This is a genomic window from Arthrobacter sp. PAMC25284, from assembly GCF_019443425.1.
GTDB classification, from domain to species: Bacteria; Actinomycetota; Actinomycetes; order Actinomycetales; family Micrococcaceae; genus Arthrobacter; species Arthrobacter oryzae_A.
In genome coordinates, this window is sequence record NZ_CP080382.1 from 2,226,220 (window position 1) to 2,244,801 (window position 18,582).

Genomic DNA, 18,582 nt, shown 5'->3' on the forward strand with positions numbered 1-18,582 from the left:
GCAGGACATCTAGGAGCAGAAATGGATTCTGCAGGCCGCAGGGCACAGGAAAGCCTCGTTGTGGAACTTAGTGCGCTGGGTTCCGCGCAGGTGTCGCTGGTCGGCGGCAAAGCGCTGAACCTTGGAAAGCTCGCCGCAGCGGGGTTTCCGGTGCCGGACGGCTTCTGCCTGACCACGGTGGCCTACCGGATGGCTGCCCCGGCGGGGCTGGACGGGCTGGCTGCGCAACTGGACACCCTGGTCCCCGGCGGTTCGTCGGACGGCACCACTGCCACCGACCGGCCAACGCCGGGCGAACTGGCACGGCAAGCCCGTGAGCTGATCGTGAGCGCGCCGATACCGGCCGCCGTTGATGCAGCTCTTCGCGCCGCCTACGCCGCAATGGGCCCGTCGACCGTCGTGGCAGTCAGGTCATCGGCAACCGCGGAGGACCTGCCCTTCGCCAGTTTCGCGGGCCAGCAGGATTCCTTCCTCAACATTGCCGGAGGCGACGCGGTAGTCCAGTCCGTCCGACGCTGCTGGGCCTCGCTCTGGACGGAACGGGCGGTGATGTACCGTTTCGCGAACGGCATCAGCCAACGCACAGTCACCCTCGCCGTCGTCGTTCAGGAGTTCGTGGCTGCGGCTCAGGCGGGCGTGCTGTTCACCGCCAATCCGGTCACCGGAGTGCGGACCGAGACGGTGATCGACGCCAGCGCAGGGCCGGGTCGCGCGGTGGTGTCCGGCAGCGTGAACCCGGAGCACTTCCTCGTGGAGTCGGCATCGGGCCGGATCCTGCAGCACACAACACCACCCCCGAACGGGCGCGGACCCAGGCCCGGACTGGCCGATGCCCAGGCCATGGACCTCACCGCAACGGCCGGTAGCGTCCAGCGGCTGTTCGGCGCACCCCAGGACGTGGAATGGGTCATTGATGCCGGGGGCAAGGTTTGGCTGACGCAGTCCCGGCCGATCACGGCACTGTATCCGCTGCCGGTCACCGGAACAGACGGGGGAGACAGCCGCCCTCAGGACGGCTCGCGCGTTTACCTTTGCGGCACCCTGCTGCAGGGGCTCACCCGGCCGATCACCCCGCTGGGGATCGCGGTACTGAAGGCAATAACAGACCGCAAAGGAAAATGGGACTACGCCTACCCCGGGCTTCGCATGTACATAGACCTGGCACCGATCATCCGCAACAAGCGGGGCCGACGTTACCTGCTGCGCATCCTGCCGCTGGCCGACGGCAGAGCCGCGGCGGTCATTTCCGCGCTTCTGGCGGATCCGAGGTTCGCCGTCCGGAAGCACCAGCCGCGGAGAACGAGGCAAGGACGCACCGCACCGGAGACGTCCGGTGCCGGTACGGCGGCCAGCCTGGCTCTCCTGCCGGGGTTTCTTTGGGCCCTGATCGGCGCGGCCGTGCGACCTCGGGCGGAACTGGAACGGGCCCACGCGTACCAGGAACGACTTGAAGCGGAGCTGGTCCTGCCCGAACCCGCCACTGCGGTCCGGCGGCTGGAGCATGTCCGGGGCATCCTCGATCCGGCTTTCGACGGGGTGGTCCTGACCACTGTGCCCGGGCCGACCGCCGGCTACCTCATGCTGGCCTTGGCCCGCAGGCTCCTGCGTGGCATCGCCGATCCCCGGGAACTCGAGACGGTGCTGCGCGGGCTTCCGCACAATGTGACCACCGAGATGGACCTGGAACTGTGGAAACTGGCCGAAGCCATCGGAGCGGACTCCGCTGCCCGTGCCGTTTTCCTGGCCCAGAACCCCGGGACTCTGGCTGGCCGGTATCTCGATGGCCTTCTCCCCCAGGCGGCTCAGTCCGGCCTGCGGGAGTTCCTGGCCCGCTACGGCCACCGAGCTGTGGCGGAGATCGATCCCGGCATGCCCCGATGGTCGGAACAGCCGGACCATATCCTCGGCATGATCACCAATTACCTGCGCGTGCAGGACCCGGAACAGGCCCCGGACCGGCAGTTCGCGCGTGCGGCAGAGCACGCGGACGCCCGGGTCAGAAGCCTGGTTGAGCGCAGCCGCGGCAGAAGCAGGCTGCGCGCGCGCCTGGTTCAGTTGTGCCTTAGCCGCGCCCGCCAGTTGTCCGGCCTGCGGGAGCTGCCGAAGTTCTACTTTATCCTCGTCCTCGCCGAAATGCGCCGGCAGCTGCTCGCAGTCGGGGCGGATCTGGTCCGCGCCGGCCGCATCAACGACGCGGACGACATCTTCTTCGTCGATTTTGACGAGGCCCGCGTCGGCCTGCGGGGTGCCGATTTGCACGGCCTGGTCGCGGAGCGCCGCCAGGTTTACCGCAGGGAAATGCAACGACGGCGAATTCCGCGGATCCTGCTCTCGGACGGCACCGACGTCGAGGCCGTGTTGCTGGCGGCAGCCCCGCACGCCGACGGCGCCCTGGCCGGCACGCCGGCATCCGCGGGGACTGCGACGGGAAAAGTACGGGTCATCACGGACCCTGTCGGCGCACGCCTGGAACCGGGGGAAATCCTGGTAGTCCCTTCCACGGATCCAGGCTGGACTCCCCTGTTCCTGACGGCCGGCGCCCTGGTAATGGAGATGGGCGGGGTTATCTCGCACGGAGCGGTGGTGGCCCGGGAGTACGGTATTCCGGCGATCGTCGGCGTCCCGGATGCCACCACCCTGCTGCACACCGGAGAGACAGTCGTGGTGGACGGGGCGGCCGGGACGGTGCGGCTTGCTGGTGCGGAGAGACACGCCGAACCGCTGGTCGATTTGACCCCGCACTAGTCACATGACAATAGCCGGGTGGCATTAACCCGGTGCCGCTAAAACCCGGGTTGCAGGGCTTCGCGTTGCCAGGACGGGTACGAACCGGGTCCGCACGGGGTCCAAACCGCGGCCTGAATCGCTGCCTGCGCAGGCTGCCGCGGCCCGGAAAATACCAGGCAGTGACGCACCAACCGTGATCGGATCGTGCCCTAACAAAGCATCCCTTAACCACAAACCACCGCTTCGGCCTCTTGCACCGCGGGCCCCGGCCCCGTACGTTGGGGACAGCGGACGAATGTCTCCGCAGCCGTTGGCCTTATGGCCGCCGGAGATCAGCAGCATTTCAGAAGGATATTGGCATGGCTACAGGCACAGTTAAATGGTTCAACGCCGAAAAGGGTTTTGGCTTCATTGCCCCGGATGACGGGTCGGCCGACGTTTTCGCCCACTACTCGGCAATCGCCAGCAGCGGCTACCGCTCGCTCGACGAGAACCAGAAGGTCGAGTTCGACGTCACCCAGGGTCCGAAGGGCCCGCAGGCTGAGAACATCCGCCCGCTCTAAGTACAACGGAAGCAGCCCCGGCCATCCGGCCGGGACCTAATCCCCATAGACCACATCGCCCCTCCGGAGGATTCCTTCGGAGGGGCGTTTGTGTGTGCGGGCGTTTTGCCGGCCGCTCGCCCATCCTTTGCCGGGCCTAAAGACGGTGTTGGGCTCCCGGTGAGGGAGTGCTCCCACACCTGCTGATTCTGGCCGGAGGGGCGGGCCCTCACCGTTTAGAGGACGTTCATCTGACGAGACGCTCCTCGCACGGGCTCTGGGGCGGCGGCAGGTACGTCTACAACAACGTCGACCCCACGATTCACGCCACCCGGGGTTTCGAGGAGCCCGTCACGCCCGGGGTGAAACTTCACGGCCTGCTGACCGTCAACCTTGGGGCCGGAACCCTGGACCACGTCATCAACAACACCGGCGAGCCGGCCTCGACTGACGCGGTGGGAGTGCCCAGCTACGTCGCCAATTTCGGTTGAGAAGCCGGCGGGCGGGGACTGTGGTTCCCGCCCGCCTCATTCGCACTGCGGGGCAAGGAATTTTCTGACAGCTGGGAGGTTAGCCTGAAGTATGAAAGCCATCGTGTACCGCACCACGGGAGACCCGTCCGTCCTTGAGCTGATCGAGCGGGACGCCCGCGAACCGGGATCCGGGGAGGTCCGGGTCCGGATCATGGTCTCCGGCGTGAACCCCACCGATTGGAAGTCCCGCCGCGGCGCCAAACCCGGCGAGCCCCTGCCATTCGATGACGTGGTGCCGAACCAGGACGGCTCGGGCGTGGTCGACGCTGTCGGCGCCGGCGTCGATCGCCTCGGGATAGGCGACCGCGTCTGGCTGGCCCTGGCCGCCTACCAGCGCGCCGACGGCGGCTCGGCCCAGGAATTTGCGGTGCTGCCGGCTGAACGGGTCTTCCCGCTGCCTGCGGAGACCGGGTTCGACGTCGGTGCGAGCCTGGGCGTTCCGGCGATAACCGCGCACCGGACCCTGACCGCGGCCGAGGACGGCCCGCGGCGTCTGCGGCCGGGCGCACTGGCCGGCAAGGTTGTGCTTATCGCGGGCGGGGGCCGGCGCTGTCGGCCACGCCGCCATCCAGCTGGCCCGCTGGGCCGGGGCCGTCGTGATCACGACCGTCAGCGGCCCAGCGAAAGCCGCACTGGCGCAAGCCGCCGGCGCCCACCACATTGTCAATTACCAGGAAACCGACGCTGCCGTGGAAATCCGCCGGATCGCTCCCGACGGCGTTGACCTGATTGCCGAGGTGGCCCCCGCGCAGAACGCGGAACTGGATTTGGCCGTGATCCGCAACCGCGGATCCATTGCCGTGTACGCCAACAACGGCGGCGACCATGTCAGCCTGGACGTGCGCAAACACTTCAGCCTCAATGTCCGGTACCAGTTCGTGCTGCTTTACACCGTGGGCATGGACGCCATCAACGCCGCCGCCGAGGACATCAATGCCGCCCTCGCAGACGGCGCCCTTCCGGTGGGAGAGGCCGCCGGACTGCCGCTGCACCGCTATGGCCTGGCTGACACGGCGGCGGCCCAGGCCGCGGTGGAAGAGAACGTGGTGGGCAAGGTCCTCATCGATGTTGCCGGCCGGTAGCACGCCGAAGCGGGCGGCCCCGGTTTCTTCTGCAGGTCAGCCAGCGTGGATACTGGTGCGATGACTACTCGCGAGTATCCCACTGGAGAGAGCGCAGGCCTGCCTCAGCAGCCGGAAATTCCGCTCCAGCTGCGGGCCGTCATGAACGGCATTCCTGCAATGGTGGCCTATTGGGACAAGGACCTCCGTAACCGCATGGCCAACGCGTCCTACTGCGACTGGTTTGGTACCACGGCGGAGGCACTCCACGGCACGCAGATGAGAGATCTGGTCAGTGCAGAGATCCTCGCGGCAAACCATCCCCATGTGGCGAGGGTACTGACCGGGGAGCCCCAGAAGTTCGACCGGACCCTGACAGACCGGACCGGCAGGACCCGCTACACCCATATAGCCTATGCGCCGGACACCGTGGACGGAGAAGTCCGCGGTTTTTTTGTCCTGATCACGGATATCACGGAACGGGTGCAGGCCGAACGTCACCAACAGCGGGACATGGACCGGTACCGCACACTGGCCCGAAGCATTCCCGGCGTTTTCGTGCTCCTGTTCGACTCGGACCTGCGCTATTTGATTGCCGAGGGGCAGGAACTGGAGGCATTCGGCTACCGCTCTGCGGATATGGAGGGCCGGCTGCTCCACGATGCTCTGGAGACGGGGCTCGCCGACGAGCTTGAGCCCCGGTACCGGGCAGCTCTCGCCGGCCAGGAAGTGTCCTGGACCCGGACAATCGGCGACCGCACATACGGGCTCACTGCCCGACCGGTCTTCTCCGACGACGACGCCGCAGGCATGGTGGTTGCCATGGACGTGACCGAGCGCCTGCAGCAGGAAAGGACCTGGGCAGCCCTGCACGAAATCGCCACCGCAGTGGCCCGCAGCGAGGCGCCGGCGGACATCGCCGGTCAGGTCGCCTCCATTGTGCGCTCGCTCTTCGACGTGGATTCAGCCGCCGTGACGCGCCTGACCGGTCCGACATCGGCGGAAATCGTCGCCATGGCACCCATACGCCCACCAACCCTGAGCCGAAAGCACATCTTTTCCGCCAACGATTCCTCCGCCACCGTCCGGGTCGCGGTCACTGGCCAACCGGCGCTCGTCACCTACTGCCCCGACGGCGGCACGGCCTCCGAGCAGATGCTCGCGGGAGGCTTTCGGTCCTCCGCGGCGGCGCCCATCCGGGTGAACGGCTCGCTGTGGGGCGTCATTGCCCTGACCTCGAAGTCCCCGACCGGGCTCACCCGCGCGATGCTGGACAGGCTCGCGCAGTTCGCCGAGCTCGTGGAGATCGCGATCGGCAACGCCGAGGCCCGTGCGAGCCTGGAGCAGCAAGCCAGCACCGACGCGCTGAGCGGCCTGCCCAACCGGCGCGCCCTGGAAGAGCGCCTTGCCAAGGAAACCGCACTGGCACAGTCACAAGGCACAAAGCTCAGCGCCATCGTCCTGGATATCGACCACTTCAAGAAAGTCAACGACTCCTTCGGCCACCCGGCAGGCGACGTCGTCATCGTGGAGGTCGCGGCCAGGCTGCGCCAGGTCGCGCGCCAGGGGGAAATCGTGGCCCGCGTCGGCGGTGAGGAATTCGTCTGGCTGTTGCCTGGAAGTACTGGCGCCGAAGCTGTCCAGGCCGCCGAACGGGCCCGCGCCGCCATCGCGTCAGCGCCTTTCGGAGAGGTCGGCACCGTCACGATTTCCGCAGGGGTCTGTGAGCTCCGCGAGGCCGGTCAGCGCACCCTCCTGAGCTGCGCCGACCGTGCACTCTATTCGGCCAAGGACGGGGGCAGGAACCGCAGTTACCGCTACGGGAACGACGCGGACGAGGCCGCGACGGAGGCCTCCCGGCCGGCGCCAGAGGCCGAGGCTGCACTGAAGGCCCGCCGGGCCTAGCGTCGCTGGTCCGCCGCGCGTCCGGTGCCTGCGGGGCCGGGGTCTCACGCCGGAGGAGCTCGCCGGCGGGTTTTCCCGGAACTCCCGTCAGGAGAGGAAGCCGCGCAACAGCGCTGCGGTGCCCTCAAGATGCTCGATGGTGGCCCGCTCTGCCGCCTCCGGGTCGCCGCTCAGGATGGCGTCTGCCATCTCCGCGTGCTGGACGTTGGAATGCTCCAGGTTGGTGACCAGGAACGGGATTCTATCCAAGAGGTTATTAAGCCTGGCCCTGGTTTCCGCCACGGCCGCAACCAGGCTCGGCGAGCCGGTCAATTCGGCGATGGCGATGTGGAACCGGGCATCCCGGGGCCGGTAGTTGACCTCGCTGGCGCCCGAGACGTCCGCCAGGCAACTGCGCAGATGGCCCCGGGCCGCGGCCGACAAATTGGAACCGGCCGCGAGGGCACTGGCCGCCGGTTCGATGACGCCACGAAAGACCAGCACGTCATGGACGTCATCGGGATCGAGCCGCAGTACCCCCAGTGGTTGCTCGGGCACGCGGGTCTCGGAAATATATGTTCCGCCGTAGCGGCCCCGCTTGACTTCCAGGTAGCCTGCGGCCTGGAGTTCACCCAGCGCCTCCCGCAGGGTTGCCCGGGACACGCCGAGCCGATCCGCCAGCTCGCGCTCGGGCGGCAGTTTGTCCGCCGGCGCGAAGATCCCGAGCTTGATGGTCTGCAAAATATGCTCGATGGTTTCCTCGAAGGCATTGCCGCCGCGCACCGGCCGCAACATCGCGTACGGCTGCGGCAGAGAAAATTCGGTCAAGGTCAGCTCCCATCGGTTGCGAGCCCATATGTGCCACCAATAACGCTTTAGGGATCCCTAAAAGCATAGCCAGCAGACCAATATTCCGCATCCCCTCCGAATATCCGGTCGATTTCTCGGGAAAACCTTGACGAATGTGACCTGCACCACCACACTTGTGGGATGCCCTTGGACTAATAACAGTCCTTTGGATTTTCGGGCGACACTCCTCTCATCAAAGGGAAACGCATGAAATCAGCAGATCACGGCGCCGGTGCAACCGACCCGAGCAGCAACGAGGCCGAGTACCTGAAACACCGCACCCTGCAGCGCGGCGCCGCCGGCTGGGTCCTGCTCGCCGGGCTGGGTGTCGCCTACGTCATTTCCGGCGACTTCGCCGGCTGGAATCTCGGCCTCGCCGAAGGCGGCTGGGGCGGCCTGCTGATCGCATTCGTGCTGATGGGCATCATGTACACCTGCATGGTGTTCGGGCTCGCTGAGATGTCCTCCTCGCTCCCGACGGCGGGTGCCGGTTACGCCTTCGCCCGCAGGGGCCCTTGGTCCGCTGGGCGGCTACGCCACCGGCATCGCCGTCCTGATCGAATACGCCGTCGCGCCGGCGGCCATCGCCACGTTTATCGGCGGCTACATCGAGGCGCTGGGCCTGTTCGGGCTCACGAACTCGTGGCCGGTCTACCTGGTCACTTACGTGCTCTTCATCGGCATCCATCTCCGCGGCGTCGGCGAGGCGCTCAAGATCATGTTCGCGATCACCGCGGTTGCCGTCGTCGCGCTCGTTGCGGTCGTCATCGGGCTCCTGCCGAAGTTCGACCCGGCCAAGCTGTTCGACATCGTCCCGGACGGTTCAGCCGGCTCCAGCGCATTCCTGCCCATGGGTATCAGCGGAGTACTCGCTGCCCTCGTCTACGGCATCTGGTTCTTCCTGGCCGTCGAAGGCGTCCCGCTCGCCGCCGAGGAATCGGCCGACCCCAAGAAGGACATGCCCAAGGGCATCATCGTCGCCGTCGTCATCCTCGTCGTCTTCGGCGCCCTGATGCTGGTCCTGGTCCCGGGAGCCGCGGGTTCCCAGGCCATGAGCACGTCGGACAACCCCCTGCCTGAAGCCATCCGGCTCGCCTACGACGGCAACACACTGCTGGCCGACTTCATCAACTACGCAGGACTTGCCGGGCTTGTAGCCAGCTTCTTCTCCATCATCTACGCCTACTCACGCCAGCTCTTCGCCCTCTCCCGCGCCGGCTACCTGCCCAAGTGGCTCTCCCTCACCGGCTCCCGCCGGACGCCCTACTGGGCCCTCATCGTCCCCGGCACCATCGGCTTCCTCCTGGCCGCCATCACCCAGGATGGCGCCCTGCTGATCAACATCGCCGTCTTCGGCGCCACCGTCTCCTACGTCCTGCTGAACCTCTCGCACATCGTGCTGCGCATTAAGGAGCCGGAGCTCGAGCGCGGCTACCGCACCCCGGGCGGCATCGCCACCACCTCCGTCGCCCTTGTCCTGTCCGCGGTCGCCGTCGTCGCCACCTTCGTGGTGGATGTCTTCGCCGCCTCGATCACGGCGGGAATCTTCGGTGCCGCCATTGCCTACTACTGGTTCTACAGCCGCCACCGCATCGTCACCGGTTCCCCGGACGAGGAATTCGCGAAGCTGGCCCTTGCCGAAGCGGAACTGAAGTAGCCACTCCCCGGCCATCACCCCACCACCCCCTGCAAAAAACCTTGCAAAGAACAACGTTGCGGAGCAACCATGACTGAAGCATCCACCCAACACGGACTGAACGCCCAGCTCACCCTCGAGGAACTGCGCGCTGACGTCGCCTCCGGAGCCATCGACACCGTCGTCGTGGCCATCACGGACTCCCTTGGCCGGCTCCAGGGCAAACGCTGCGGCGCCCGTTCCTTCCTTGAGGACGTCCTGGACCACGGCGCGGAAGGCTGCAACTACCTCCTCGCTGTCGACGTCGAGATGAATACCATCGACGGCTACGCCATGTCCTCCTGGGAGTCCGGCTACGGCGACATGGTGATGCTCCCGGATGTCTCCACCCTGCGCCGGGTCCCGTGGCAGCAGGGAACGGCCATGGTCCTCTGCGACATCATGTGGGCAGACAAGTCGCCGGTCGTCGCGTCCCCGCGCCAGATCCTGCGCGCCCAGGTCGAGCGGCTCGAAAAGCTCGGATACCGCGCCCACATGGGCACGGAGCTCGAATTCCTGATGTTCGACGACTCGTACCGTGAGGCCCTGGCAGAAGAATTACCACGGACTGGATGCCTCCACCCAGTACAACGTGGACTACTCGCTGCTCGGCACGGCCCGTCTGGAACCGGTCATCCGGTCAATCCGCACCAACATGGAAGCAGCCGGCCTGGTGGTCGAATCCTCCAAGGGCGAATGCAACCTCGGCCAGCAGGAGATCACCTTCCGCTTCGATGAGGCTCTTAGCGCCTGCGACAAGCACACGTTCTATAAGAGCGGCGCGAAGGAAATCGCCGACCAGCACGGCAAGAGCGTCAGTTTCATGGCCAAGTACGACCAGCGCGAAGGCAACTCCTGCCACATCCATTTCAGCCTGACCGATCTCGACGGCAACCCCGTCCTGCCCGGCGACGGCGAACATGGCTTCAGCCCGGTCATGGAGCATTTTATGGCCGGACAGCTCAATGCCCTCAAGGAGCTCACCTACTTCCTGGCGCCCAACGTGAACTCCTACAAGCGGTTTGTCGAGGGCAGCTTCGCCCCCACGGCGATTGCCTGGGGCATGGACAACCGCAGCTGCGCCCTCCGGGTGGTGGGCCACGGTCGCGGCCTGCGCACCGAAATGCGCGTCGGCGGCGGGGACTTGAACCCCTACCTCGCGGCGGCCGCACTCATCGCCGCCGCGATCCACGGGCTGGAAAACCGGCTTCCGCTGGAGCCGGTGATGCAGGGCAGCGCCTACGCCTCCGACGCCGACCGGCTTCCGACCAACCTGCGCGACTCCCGGGACCTGCTGGCGGAGAGCAGCATCGCCCGGAAGGCGTTCGGTGACGCCGTCGTGGACCACTACGTCCATGCAGCCGGCATCGAACTCAAAGCGTACGATAGCGCCGTCACGGACTGGGAGCGCGTGCGTGGCTTCGAACGACTCTAAGGCGTACCGGCCCCGGATCGCCCTGACCAGCTACTACCAGGAAGCCTCATGGGGCGTGTGGAACGCAGCCGCGGCCATCGTCCCCGGAACCTATGTCGAGGCCGTGGTGGCAGCCGGCGGCACGCCCATCCTGCTCCCACCCCTGGGTACGGACGAAACCGTGCTGGACCTCGTCGACGGGCTGATCGTGGTGGGCGGCCCCGACGTCGAACCCACCAGGTACGGCGCCTCCGCCCACCCGCGGACCGTGCCGCAACCGTTGCGCGATGAGCACGACACGATCCTGACCCGGGCCGCAATGGAGCGGGGGCTGCCACTGTTCGCCATCTGCCGCGGGGCGCAAATCCTCAACGTGGCACTCAACGGGAGCCTGATCCAGCACATCCCGGACATTAATCCCACCGCCAACTACCAGCCGGGCCCCGGCGTCTTCGGTACGGCTGCGTTCATCACGACGCCAGGCAGCCTGATCCAGTCGCTGCTCGGCGACGCTTCCGAAGCGCCGTGTTACCACCACCAGGCGATGGATGCCGTGCCGCCAGGGCTGCGGGTCACTGCGGCCCTCCGCCGACGGGACGGTCCAGGCCCTGGAGTCCGCCGACCCGTCCGGCTGGCTGCTGGGCGTGCAGTTCCATCCCGAACAAAACCCGGAAGACCTGCGGCTGTTCCGCGGCTTCGTCCAGGCCGCGGGGAGCTACCGTGCCAATCGAAAAGAGATGTCCACGCTATGACCGCCACAACCTTTGACGTCATCAACCCCTCCACCGAGGAGATCATTGAGACGGTTTCCCTCGCCGGCCTGGCTGAAGTCGACGACGCCATCGCCCGCGCGGCCGGGGCGTATGAGTCCTGGCGGGGGGTTGCCCCGGCGGACCGCTCGCTGCTGCTGCGCCGGTTCGCTGCCGCCGTGGATGCCGACCTCGAAAACCTGGCCCGGCTCGAAGTCCTCAACGCCGGCCACACCATTGGCAACGCCCGCTGGGAGGCCGGCAACGTCCGTGACGTGCTCAATTACTATTCGGCCGCCCCGGAGCGCCATTTCGGCAAGCAGATTCCGGTCGCGGGCGGCGTGAACATCACGTTCCACGAGCCCCTCGGCGTCGTCGGGATCATCGTCCCTTGGAACTTTCCCATGCCGATCGCGGCCTGGGGTTTCGCCCCGGCCCTGGCCGCCGGCAACACCGTGGTCCTCAAGCCCGCGGAGATGACACCACTGACCGCCCTCCGGCTGGCCGAACTGGCCCGTGAGGCCGGCATCCCGGACGGCGTCTTCCAAGTGATCCCCGGCAAGGGGTCCGTGGTGGGCGAGCGATTCGTGACCCACCCCGCCGTCCGGAAAGTCGTCTTCACCGGCTCCACCGGCGTCGGCAAGAAGATCATGGCCGGCTGCGCGGACCAGGTGAAACGGGTGACTCTGGAACTCGGCGGCAAAAGCGCCAACATCGTCTTCGACGACGCCGACCTGGAGATGGCCGCCGCGGCCGCCCCGGGCGGCGCCTTCGACAACGCGGGCCAGGACTGCTGTGCCCGCTCGCGCATCCTGGTCCAGCGCAACGTCTATGACCGTTTTATGGAACTGCTGGAGCCTGCAGTCAAGGCCATCACGGTCGGCGATCCGTCTGATGCGGCGACCACCATGGGTCCGCTGATCTCCGCCCAGCAGCGCCGGACCGTAGCCGGCTTCGTGCCGGACAATGCCGCGATCGCCTTCCAGGGGCAGGCCCCGACCGGACCCGGCTTCTGGTTTCCGCCGACGGTCCTGACCCCCGGCCTGGACTCGCCGTCGTTCACGGAGGAAATCTTTGGCCCGGTGGTGACCGTGGTGCCGTTCACCGACGAAGCGGACGCCATCCGGATCGCGAACAACACCGACTACGGACTTTCTGGCTCCATCTGGACCTCCAGCGTGGACCGCGCCCTGCGCGTGGCGCGCGGCGTCGAAGCCGGCAACCTTTCCGTGAATTCACACTCATCAGTCCGGTACTCGACTCCGTTCGGCGGCTTTAAGCAGTCCGGGCTGGGCCGTGAACTCGGACCCGACGCCCTCGATTCCTTCACCGAAACCAAAAACGTCTTTATTTCCACTCCGTCCCTCACCTGATATCCCCGGCAATCCCCCTATCTGATCAGTTCCCCGACTTTCACCACCGCTATAAGGAGTTCCCCATGCAGTCAGTAGTCTCCAACCGCCTTGCCGGCCGCAGTGCAGTCATCACCGGCGGTGCCAGCGGCATCGGCCTGGCTACCGCCCGCCGGATGGCGGCCGAAGGCGCCAACGTTGTCATAGCCGACATTGAGCCCACGTCCGGCCTCGCCGCAGCCACCGAGGTCGGCGGCCTGTTCGTCAAGGTCGACGTCACGAGCGAAGAAGACGTCCGGAACCTCTACGCCCAGACCAAGGAAACCTACGGCAGCGTTGATATCGCCTTCAACAACGCCGGGATCTCCCCCGCCAATGACGGCTCCATCCTGGACACCGGCATCGATGCCTGGCGCAGGGTCCAGGAAGTCAACCTGACTTCCGTGTACTACTGCTGCAAGTACGCCATCCCCTACATGCAGGAACAGGGCAAGGGCTCCATCATCAACACGGCCTCCTTCGTCGCCGTGATGGGCGCAGCGACGTCGCAGATCTCCTACAGCGCTTCAAAAGGCGGCGTGCTGTCCATGACCCGGGAACTCGGCGTTGAATTCGCCCGGCAGGGCATCCGCATCAATGCCCTGTGCCCGGGACCGGTCAACACCCCGCTGCTGAAGGAACTCTTCGCGAAGGACCCGGAAAAGGCCGCCCGCCGGCTCGTCCACGTGCCGCTCGGACGCTTTGCCGAGCCGGAGGAACTGGCCGCGGCCGTGACGTTCCTGGCCAGCGACGACGCATCCTTCATCACCGCGTCCACCTTCCTGGTCGATGGTGGAATTTCCGGTGCGTACGTCACTCCGATCGACTAGCTGCCGACGCCGGCCCGATCCTTCGGGCCGGCGCTGTCGACCCAAGACCCAACGGCGCCGGCCGGGACCCCCAACCCGCCGGCGCCGTTGCTTTTTTCGGCGGAACCGGAACACCAGGCAATTCCGCCTAGACGAACGCTGATTTCCCGGTGACCGCACGGGCCACGATAAGCGAATTGATCTCGTAGCTGCCTTCATAGGTGTACAGGATCTCGGCGTCGCCGAAGAGCTTGCCCATCTCGTAGTCGGTGCTGATGCCGTTGCCGCCCATGAGGGACCGGCCCATCGCCACCGAGGCACGCGCCAGCCGGGTGGTGGTGGACTTGGCCATTGCGGCCTGGACCATTTCCAGCTTCCCCTCCGCCTGGACGCGTGCCAGCTGCGCCATGAGGGCCAGTGATGCCGTGGCGTTGCCGAGCATTTCGGCCAGCTGCTGCTGGATCAGCTGGAATCGGGCGAGTTCCTTGCCGAACTGCTTGCGCTCCAGGGCATACGCCCGGGCGATGTCGAACGCGGCCAACTGGATACCGGCTGCCTGCCAGCCCACCCAGGCCCGCGAATCACGCAGCAGGCTATTGGCGGCAGCGAAGTTCCCGGCGCCCGGCAGCATGTTCGATTCCGGGATGCGGACCTCATCGAGCACGATGTCCGCGTTCTGCATGATCCGCAGCCCGATCTTGTTGGAGATTTTGGTGGCCGTGTAGCCGGGCCGGTCCGTTTCGACGATGAATCCCTTGATTTGCTGGTCCGCGACGTCACGGGCCCAGACGAGGGCAAAGTCCGCGATGGTGCCCGCGCCGATCCAGCGTTTGGCGCCGTTGATGACCCATTCGCCGTCGTCGAGCCGGGCCGTCGTGGCCAGCCCGCCGGCGATGTCCGAGCCGTGGTCCGGTTCCGTCAGCGCAAACGCTCCCAGTTGCGTAAACGCCGTCAGTCCCGGCAGCCAGCGGGATTTCTGGTCTTCGGAGCCCAGTTGATCAATCATGCCCACGATCAGCTCGTTATGGATCCCCACGAGCGCCGACAGCGACACATCGGCGCGGGCAACCTCGGTATACATCAGGCCCTTAAAAAGGGCGGAAGTGCCGTCGGTCTGCAGGCCGCCGAGCCCGTATTTGCCCAGCTCTGCCACAAGCCCGAAAGGGAACTCCTCCCGATTCCAGTAATCAATCGTGGCGGCCCGGATGCGCGACTGCAGGAAGTCGCGGACTTCCTGGTAGCGGGCCGCCTCGTCCGGCGGCAGCAGGTCCGCGATGTACATCAGATCGGCGTCCGGAAACGGCGGGGCCGGTTGGCTGCTGTCACGTCCTTGTGGCTGCACGGGCAGGCATCCCTTCGTTGTGGACCGGTTCGGGGTCGCATCAGTTCTACCAAACGCTTGGATGTCCTAGTATATTGCAGAGTGATGGGGACCACTAGGCGCATGATGGCTTCGAAAGGCTGCACAATGACCGTCACTGAGGAATTCCGGGCAGCCCGGGACAGGCTTCTGGCGCTGCGCGAGGACTACGCCCTGGCCCGCGAGGAGTTCCGCTGGCCCCGCTTCGAGGAATTCAATTTCGCCCTCGACTGGTTCGACCAGATCGCGGCTGATCCAGCCAAGGCGGACAACCCTGCCCTGGTGATCGTGGAGCAGGACGGCTCAGCGACGCGGCGCAGCTTCGCCGAACTTTCGGCCCGCTCCGGACAGGTTGCGAACTGGCTGCGCGGCCAGGGCGTCCGGCGCGGGGACCGGATGATCATCATGCTCGGCAACCAGGTGGAACTGTGGGAACTGATGCTTGCCGGCATCAAGATGGGCATCGTCCTGATCCCGACCACGACCCTGATGGGGCCGGCGGACCTGGCGGACCGGGTGGAGCGCGGCGGTGCCGCGTGGGCCGCCGTCGGGTCTGCCAACATAGCCAATTTCACCGGTGTTCCGGGCGATTACACCCTGATCGAGGTCGGCGACGACGGCGGCGCCGATACCGACGCGCTGCGGTACCGTGATTCCGCCGGGGCACCGCCGGATTTTACCCCCGACGCGCCGACGCTGGCCGACGAAACCCTGCTGCTCTACTTCACTTCGGGCACCACGTCCAAGGCCAAACTGGTGGAACACACGCACACGTCCTACCCGGTGGGGCACCTGTCCACAATGTTTTGGATCGGCGTGGAACCCGGCGACGTGCACCTCAGCGTGGCCTCGCCCGGCTGGGCGAAACACGCCTGGTCCAACGTCTTCACGCCGTGGATCGCAGAAGCCTGCGTGTTCATCTACAACTACGAGCGCTTCGACGCGGGGGCGCTCATGGAGCAAATGGACCGCGAACGGGTCACGAGCTTCTGCGCCCCGCCGACCGTCTGGCGGATGCTCATCCAGGCCGACCTCACCCTGCTCAAGCACCCTCCCACCAAGGTGGTCTCCGCCGGCGAACCGCTCAACGCCGAGGTCATCGACCAAGTACACCGCGCCTGGGGACAGACAATCCGCGACGGCTTCGGGCAGACCGAATCCACCGTGCAGATCGCCAACACCCCTGGCCAGCCGATCAAGATCGGCGCCATGGGCAAGCCGCTGCCGGGCTACGACGTTGTCCTGCTGGACCCTGCCACCGGGGAGGAAAGCAACGAAGGGGAACTGTGCCTGCGCCTGGATCCCCGCCCCGCCGGCCTGATGAAGGCCTACTACGGGGACCCGGACAAAACAGCGGAAGCCTTCCGCGGCGGCTATTACCACACCGGTGACATGGCAAGCCGGGACGAGAGCGGCATTATCACCTATGTGGGGCGCGGCGACGACGTGTTCAAGTCCTCGGACTACCGGTTGTCCCCGTTCGAGCTGGAAAGCGTCCTGATCGAACACCCGGCCGTCGCGGAGGCCGCCGTCGTCCCATCCCCGGATCCGATCAAGTTCTCGGTTCCTAAGGCGTTCGTGGTCCTGGCGGCCGGGCACACCCCAGGGCCCGAGTTGGCCGAGGACATCCTGCAGTATTGCCGGGATCATCTGGCCCCCTTCAAGCGGATCCGCCGGCTGGAGTTCGCCGAGCTGCCTAAAACGATCTCCGGTAAGATCCGCCGGGTGGAGCTGCGGCACAGCGAAGAAGTGCGCCACGGCGGCGGCGCCGTGCCGGAAGGCCTCGGCATCGAGTACTCCGAGGCCGATTTCCCCGGACTCAAGGCACGGGGCTGACCATGGGAAGTCCGTTGCCGCGGGACCCGATCGAGGAGGCCCGGCTGAATTGGGAACGGCACGGCTGGGCCGACGTCGCCGCCCCGATGGCCGCCATCACCGCCATCATGCGGACCCAGCAGATCCTGCTGGCCAAGATCGAAACCGTCCTCAAGCCGTTCGGGCTGACCTTTGCCCGCTATGAGCTGCTGGCCCTGTTGAGTTTCGCCCGCAGCGGCGCGCTTCCGATGAGCAAGGCCAGCGCACTGCTGCAGGTCCACCCCACCTCGGTGACGAACGCCGTCGACCGGCTGCAGGGGGCCGGCCTGGTGCTGCGCTCCCCGCATCCCACAGACGGGCGCACCACCCTGATCGAGCTCACCCCCGAGGGGCGCACGCTGGCGAAGCGCGCGACGGCGGTGCTCAACGCCGAGGTCTTCGGCCAGTCCGGTTTCGCCGACGGCGACGTCGACGAGCTGATCCGGATCCTCGGCGCCTTCCGTCGGGACGCCGGCGACTTCGCAGACTGAGGCCGGGGCCGGGCCGCGCACGATGGCCCAGCTGATTTCCAGGGCACCGCGCCGCGAGCGATGCACCAGGTCCCGCGGCGGTTCGATGCTGACGATCCTGAACGTCGCTTGCGGCCCGCCCCAATCGGCGATGACATCACCGACTTTCAACTCCTGCAGCGCGGGTTCAATGTGCCGCAGTCCGCGCCGCCGGGGCGGGACGACGAGTTCCGCCCAGCGCGGCAGGTACCAGCCGGACCGTTTCCTGCCCAGCTGCAGAACCCAGGGCCACACCGCATCCGGCGGTGCGGGCAGCTCGAAGCCGCGGTCCATAACGACGTCGGGAGAACGAACCGGCGTGTCCCCAGGCACGACAGCGAGGACCTCCTCCGGGTACGGTCCGACGCCGAGAAACCCGGTGTTCATGGCTGTCCCTTCCGGCGCTGCTGCCTAGCGGTGCGTGAAGTCGGGCTGGCGCTTCTCCGCGAAGGCTGCCATTCCCTCTTTCTGGTCTGCGGTGGCAAACATCGAATGGAACAGGCGCCGTTCAAACACCACGCCCTGGGCGAGTCCCGTCTCGAAGGCTGCATTGACGGCTTCCTTGGCCATCATCGCCGCCGGCTTGGACTTGGACGCGATGACCTCCGCGGCCTTGAGCGCCTCCTCCACGACGTCCGCGGCCGGGACGACGCGGGAGACCAGGGCCCGAGCGCTCGGCCTCCTCCGCGTCCATCAGGCGGCCGGTCAGAATCATGTCCATGGCCTTTGATTTGCCCACGGCGCGGGTAAGCCGCTGCGAACCGCCCATCCCCGGAAGCACGCCGAGATTGATCTCCGGCTGGCCAAACTTGGCGTTGTCACCGGCGATGATGAAATCGCACATCATGGCCAATTCGCAGCCGCCGCCCAGGGCGAAGCCGGACACCGCCGCGACGACGGGGATGCGCAGGCGGGTAAAGTCCTCCCAGCCACGGAACCAGTCCGACGCGTACATGTCCATGTAGCCCTGGGACTGCATTTCCTTGATGTCGGCACCGGCGGCGAAGGCCTTGGCGGAGCCGGTCAGCACGACCGCCCCGACCTCGGGGGCAGAATCCATGGCGGTCACGGCAGCCACCAGTTCATCCAGGGTGGCCTTATTGAGCGCGTTCAGGGCCTTGGGCCGGTTCAACGTAATGAGGCCCACCCGGCCGCGGCGCTCCACGAGAATATTTTCGAAGTTTTCGGTCATGCCTGTCCCCTTAGCTGAGTCTGTGGTGTGCAC

11 protein-coding genes and 5 pseudogenes are annotated in these 18,582 nt (G+C 66.5%); 13 read left to right on the forward strand and 3 right to left on the reverse strand.

Translation table 11 applies throughout. The annotated features are described in order from the left end of the window. The first annotated feature begins 21 nt into the window (after positions 1–21). The 5 genes and pseudogenes from KY499_RS10315 (at position 22) to KY499_RS10335 (ending at position 6,768) form a co-directional block, all read left to right on the forward strand. Positions 22–2,745, forward strand: coding sequence for a PEP/pyruvate-binding domain-containing protein (locus KY499_RS10315; RefSeq protein ID WP_219885348.1), 2,724 nt, complete (start codon positions 22–24; stop codon positions 2,743–2,745). A gap of 341 nt (positions 2,746–3,086) precedes the next feature. Then, entirely contained in the window at positions 3,087–3,290 is a 204-nt protein-coding gene (locus KY499_RS10320) for a cold-shock protein (protein ID WP_013599688.1), read from the forward strand. Positions 3,291–3,457: 167 nt separating this feature from the next. Continuing rightward, positions 3,458–3,760, forward strand: coding sequence for a hypothetical protein (locus tag KY499_RS10325; protein WP_375141086.1), 303 nt, complete (start codon positions 3,458–3,460; stop codon positions 3,758–3,760). A 91-nt stretch (positions 3,761–3,851) separates the two neighbouring features. Next, positions 3,852–4,884, forward strand: a pseudogene (locus tag KY499_RS10330) (NADPH:quinone reductase). A gap of 60 nt (positions 4,885–4,944) precedes the next feature. Further along, positions 4,945–6,768 (forward strand): diguanylate cyclase, encoded by a 1,824-nt coding sequence (locus KY499_RS10335; protein ID WP_219885349.1) that lies wholly within the window; start codon positions 4,945–4,947, stop codon positions 6,766–6,768. An 87-nt stretch (positions 6,769–6,855) separates the two neighbouring features. Here the strand turns inward: KY499_RS10335 and KY499_RS10340 are convergent, their stop codons facing one another. Continuing rightward, on the reverse strand, positions 6,856–7,575 hold the full coding sequence (locus KY499_RS10340; protein ID WP_258190708.1) for a FadR/GntR family transcriptional regulator: 720 nt from the start codon (positions 7,573–7,575) through the stop codon (positions 6,856–6,858). Positions 7,576–7,803: 228 nt separating this feature from the next. On the opposite strand from KY499_RS10340, the pseudogene eat reads away from it, so the two are divergent. The 6 genes and pseudogenes from eat to KY499_RS10365 all read left to right on the forward strand — a co-directional run bounded on the left by eat (position 7,804) and on the right by KY499_RS10365 (position 13,655). Further along, positions 7,804–9,253, forward strand: a pseudogene (gene eat, locus KY499_RS10345) (ethanolamine permease). Between the two features lie 69 nt (positions 9,254–9,322). Further along, positions 9,323–10,706: pseudogene (locus KY499_RS10350) on the forward strand (glutamine synthetase family protein). Continuing rightward, a pseudogene (locus KY499_RS10355) lies at positions 10,627–11,208 on the forward strand (gamma-glutamyl-gamma-aminobutyrate hydrolase family protein); the annotation flags it as partial. The pseudogenes KY499_RS10350 and KY499_RS10355, both read left to right, overlap by 80 nt. A 25-nt stretch (positions 11,209–11,233) precedes the next feature. Further along, positions 11,234–11,437, forward strand: a complete 204-nt coding sequence (locus KY499_RS18785; protein ID WP_375141146.1) for a gamma-glutamyl-gamma-aminobutyrate hydrolase family protein — start codon at positions 11,234–11,236, stop codon at positions 11,435–11,437. After that, positions 11,434–12,807 (forward strand): aldehyde dehydrogenase, encoded by a 1,374-nt coding sequence (locus KY499_RS10360; protein ID WP_123256680.1) that lies wholly within the window; start codon positions 11,434–11,436, stop codon positions 12,805–12,807. The genes KY499_RS18785 and KY499_RS10360 overlap by 4 nt, the downstream gene beginning before the upstream one ends. Before the next feature lie 65 nt (positions 12,808–12,872). After that, on the forward strand, positions 12,873–13,655 hold the full coding sequence (locus KY499_RS10365) for a 3-oxoacyl-ACP reductase (protein WP_123256679.1): 783 nt from the start codon (positions 12,873–12,875) through the stop codon (positions 13,653–13,655). Between the two features lie 127 nt (positions 13,656–13,782). On the opposite strand, the gene KY499_RS10370 is transcribed toward KY499_RS10365, so the two are convergent. Then, positions 13,783–14,916: an acyl-CoA dehydrogenase family protein gene (locus tag KY499_RS10370; RefSeq protein ID WP_219886981.1), complete on the reverse strand. Its 1,134-nt coding sequence runs from the start codon at positions 14,914–14,916 to the stop codon at positions 13,783–13,785. Between the two features lie 186 nt (positions 14,917–15,102). Between KY499_RS10370 and KY499_RS10375 the strand changes: the two genes are divergently transcribed. Together KY499_RS10375 and KY499_RS10380 are read left to right on the forward strand one after the other, a co-directional pair. Further along, positions 15,103–16,830: an AMP-binding protein gene (locus KY499_RS10375; RefSeq protein ID WP_219885350.1), complete on the forward strand. Its 1,728-nt coding sequence runs from the start codon at positions 15,103–15,105 to the stop codon at positions 16,828–16,830. A 2-nt stretch (positions 16,831–16,832) separates the two neighbouring features. Next, on the forward strand, positions 16,833–17,339 hold the full coding sequence (locus KY499_RS10380; protein WP_123256676.1) for a MarR family winged helix-turn-helix transcriptional regulator: 507 nt from the start codon (positions 16,833–16,835) through the stop codon (positions 17,337–17,339). Positions 17,340–17,768: 429 nt separating this feature from the next. On the opposite strand, the pseudogene KY499_RS10385 reads toward KY499_RS10380, so the two are convergent. Next, positions 17,769–18,549 (reverse strand): annotated as a pseudogene (locus tag KY499_RS10385) (enoyl-CoA hydratase). Positions 18,550–18,582 lie beyond the last annotated feature (33 nt).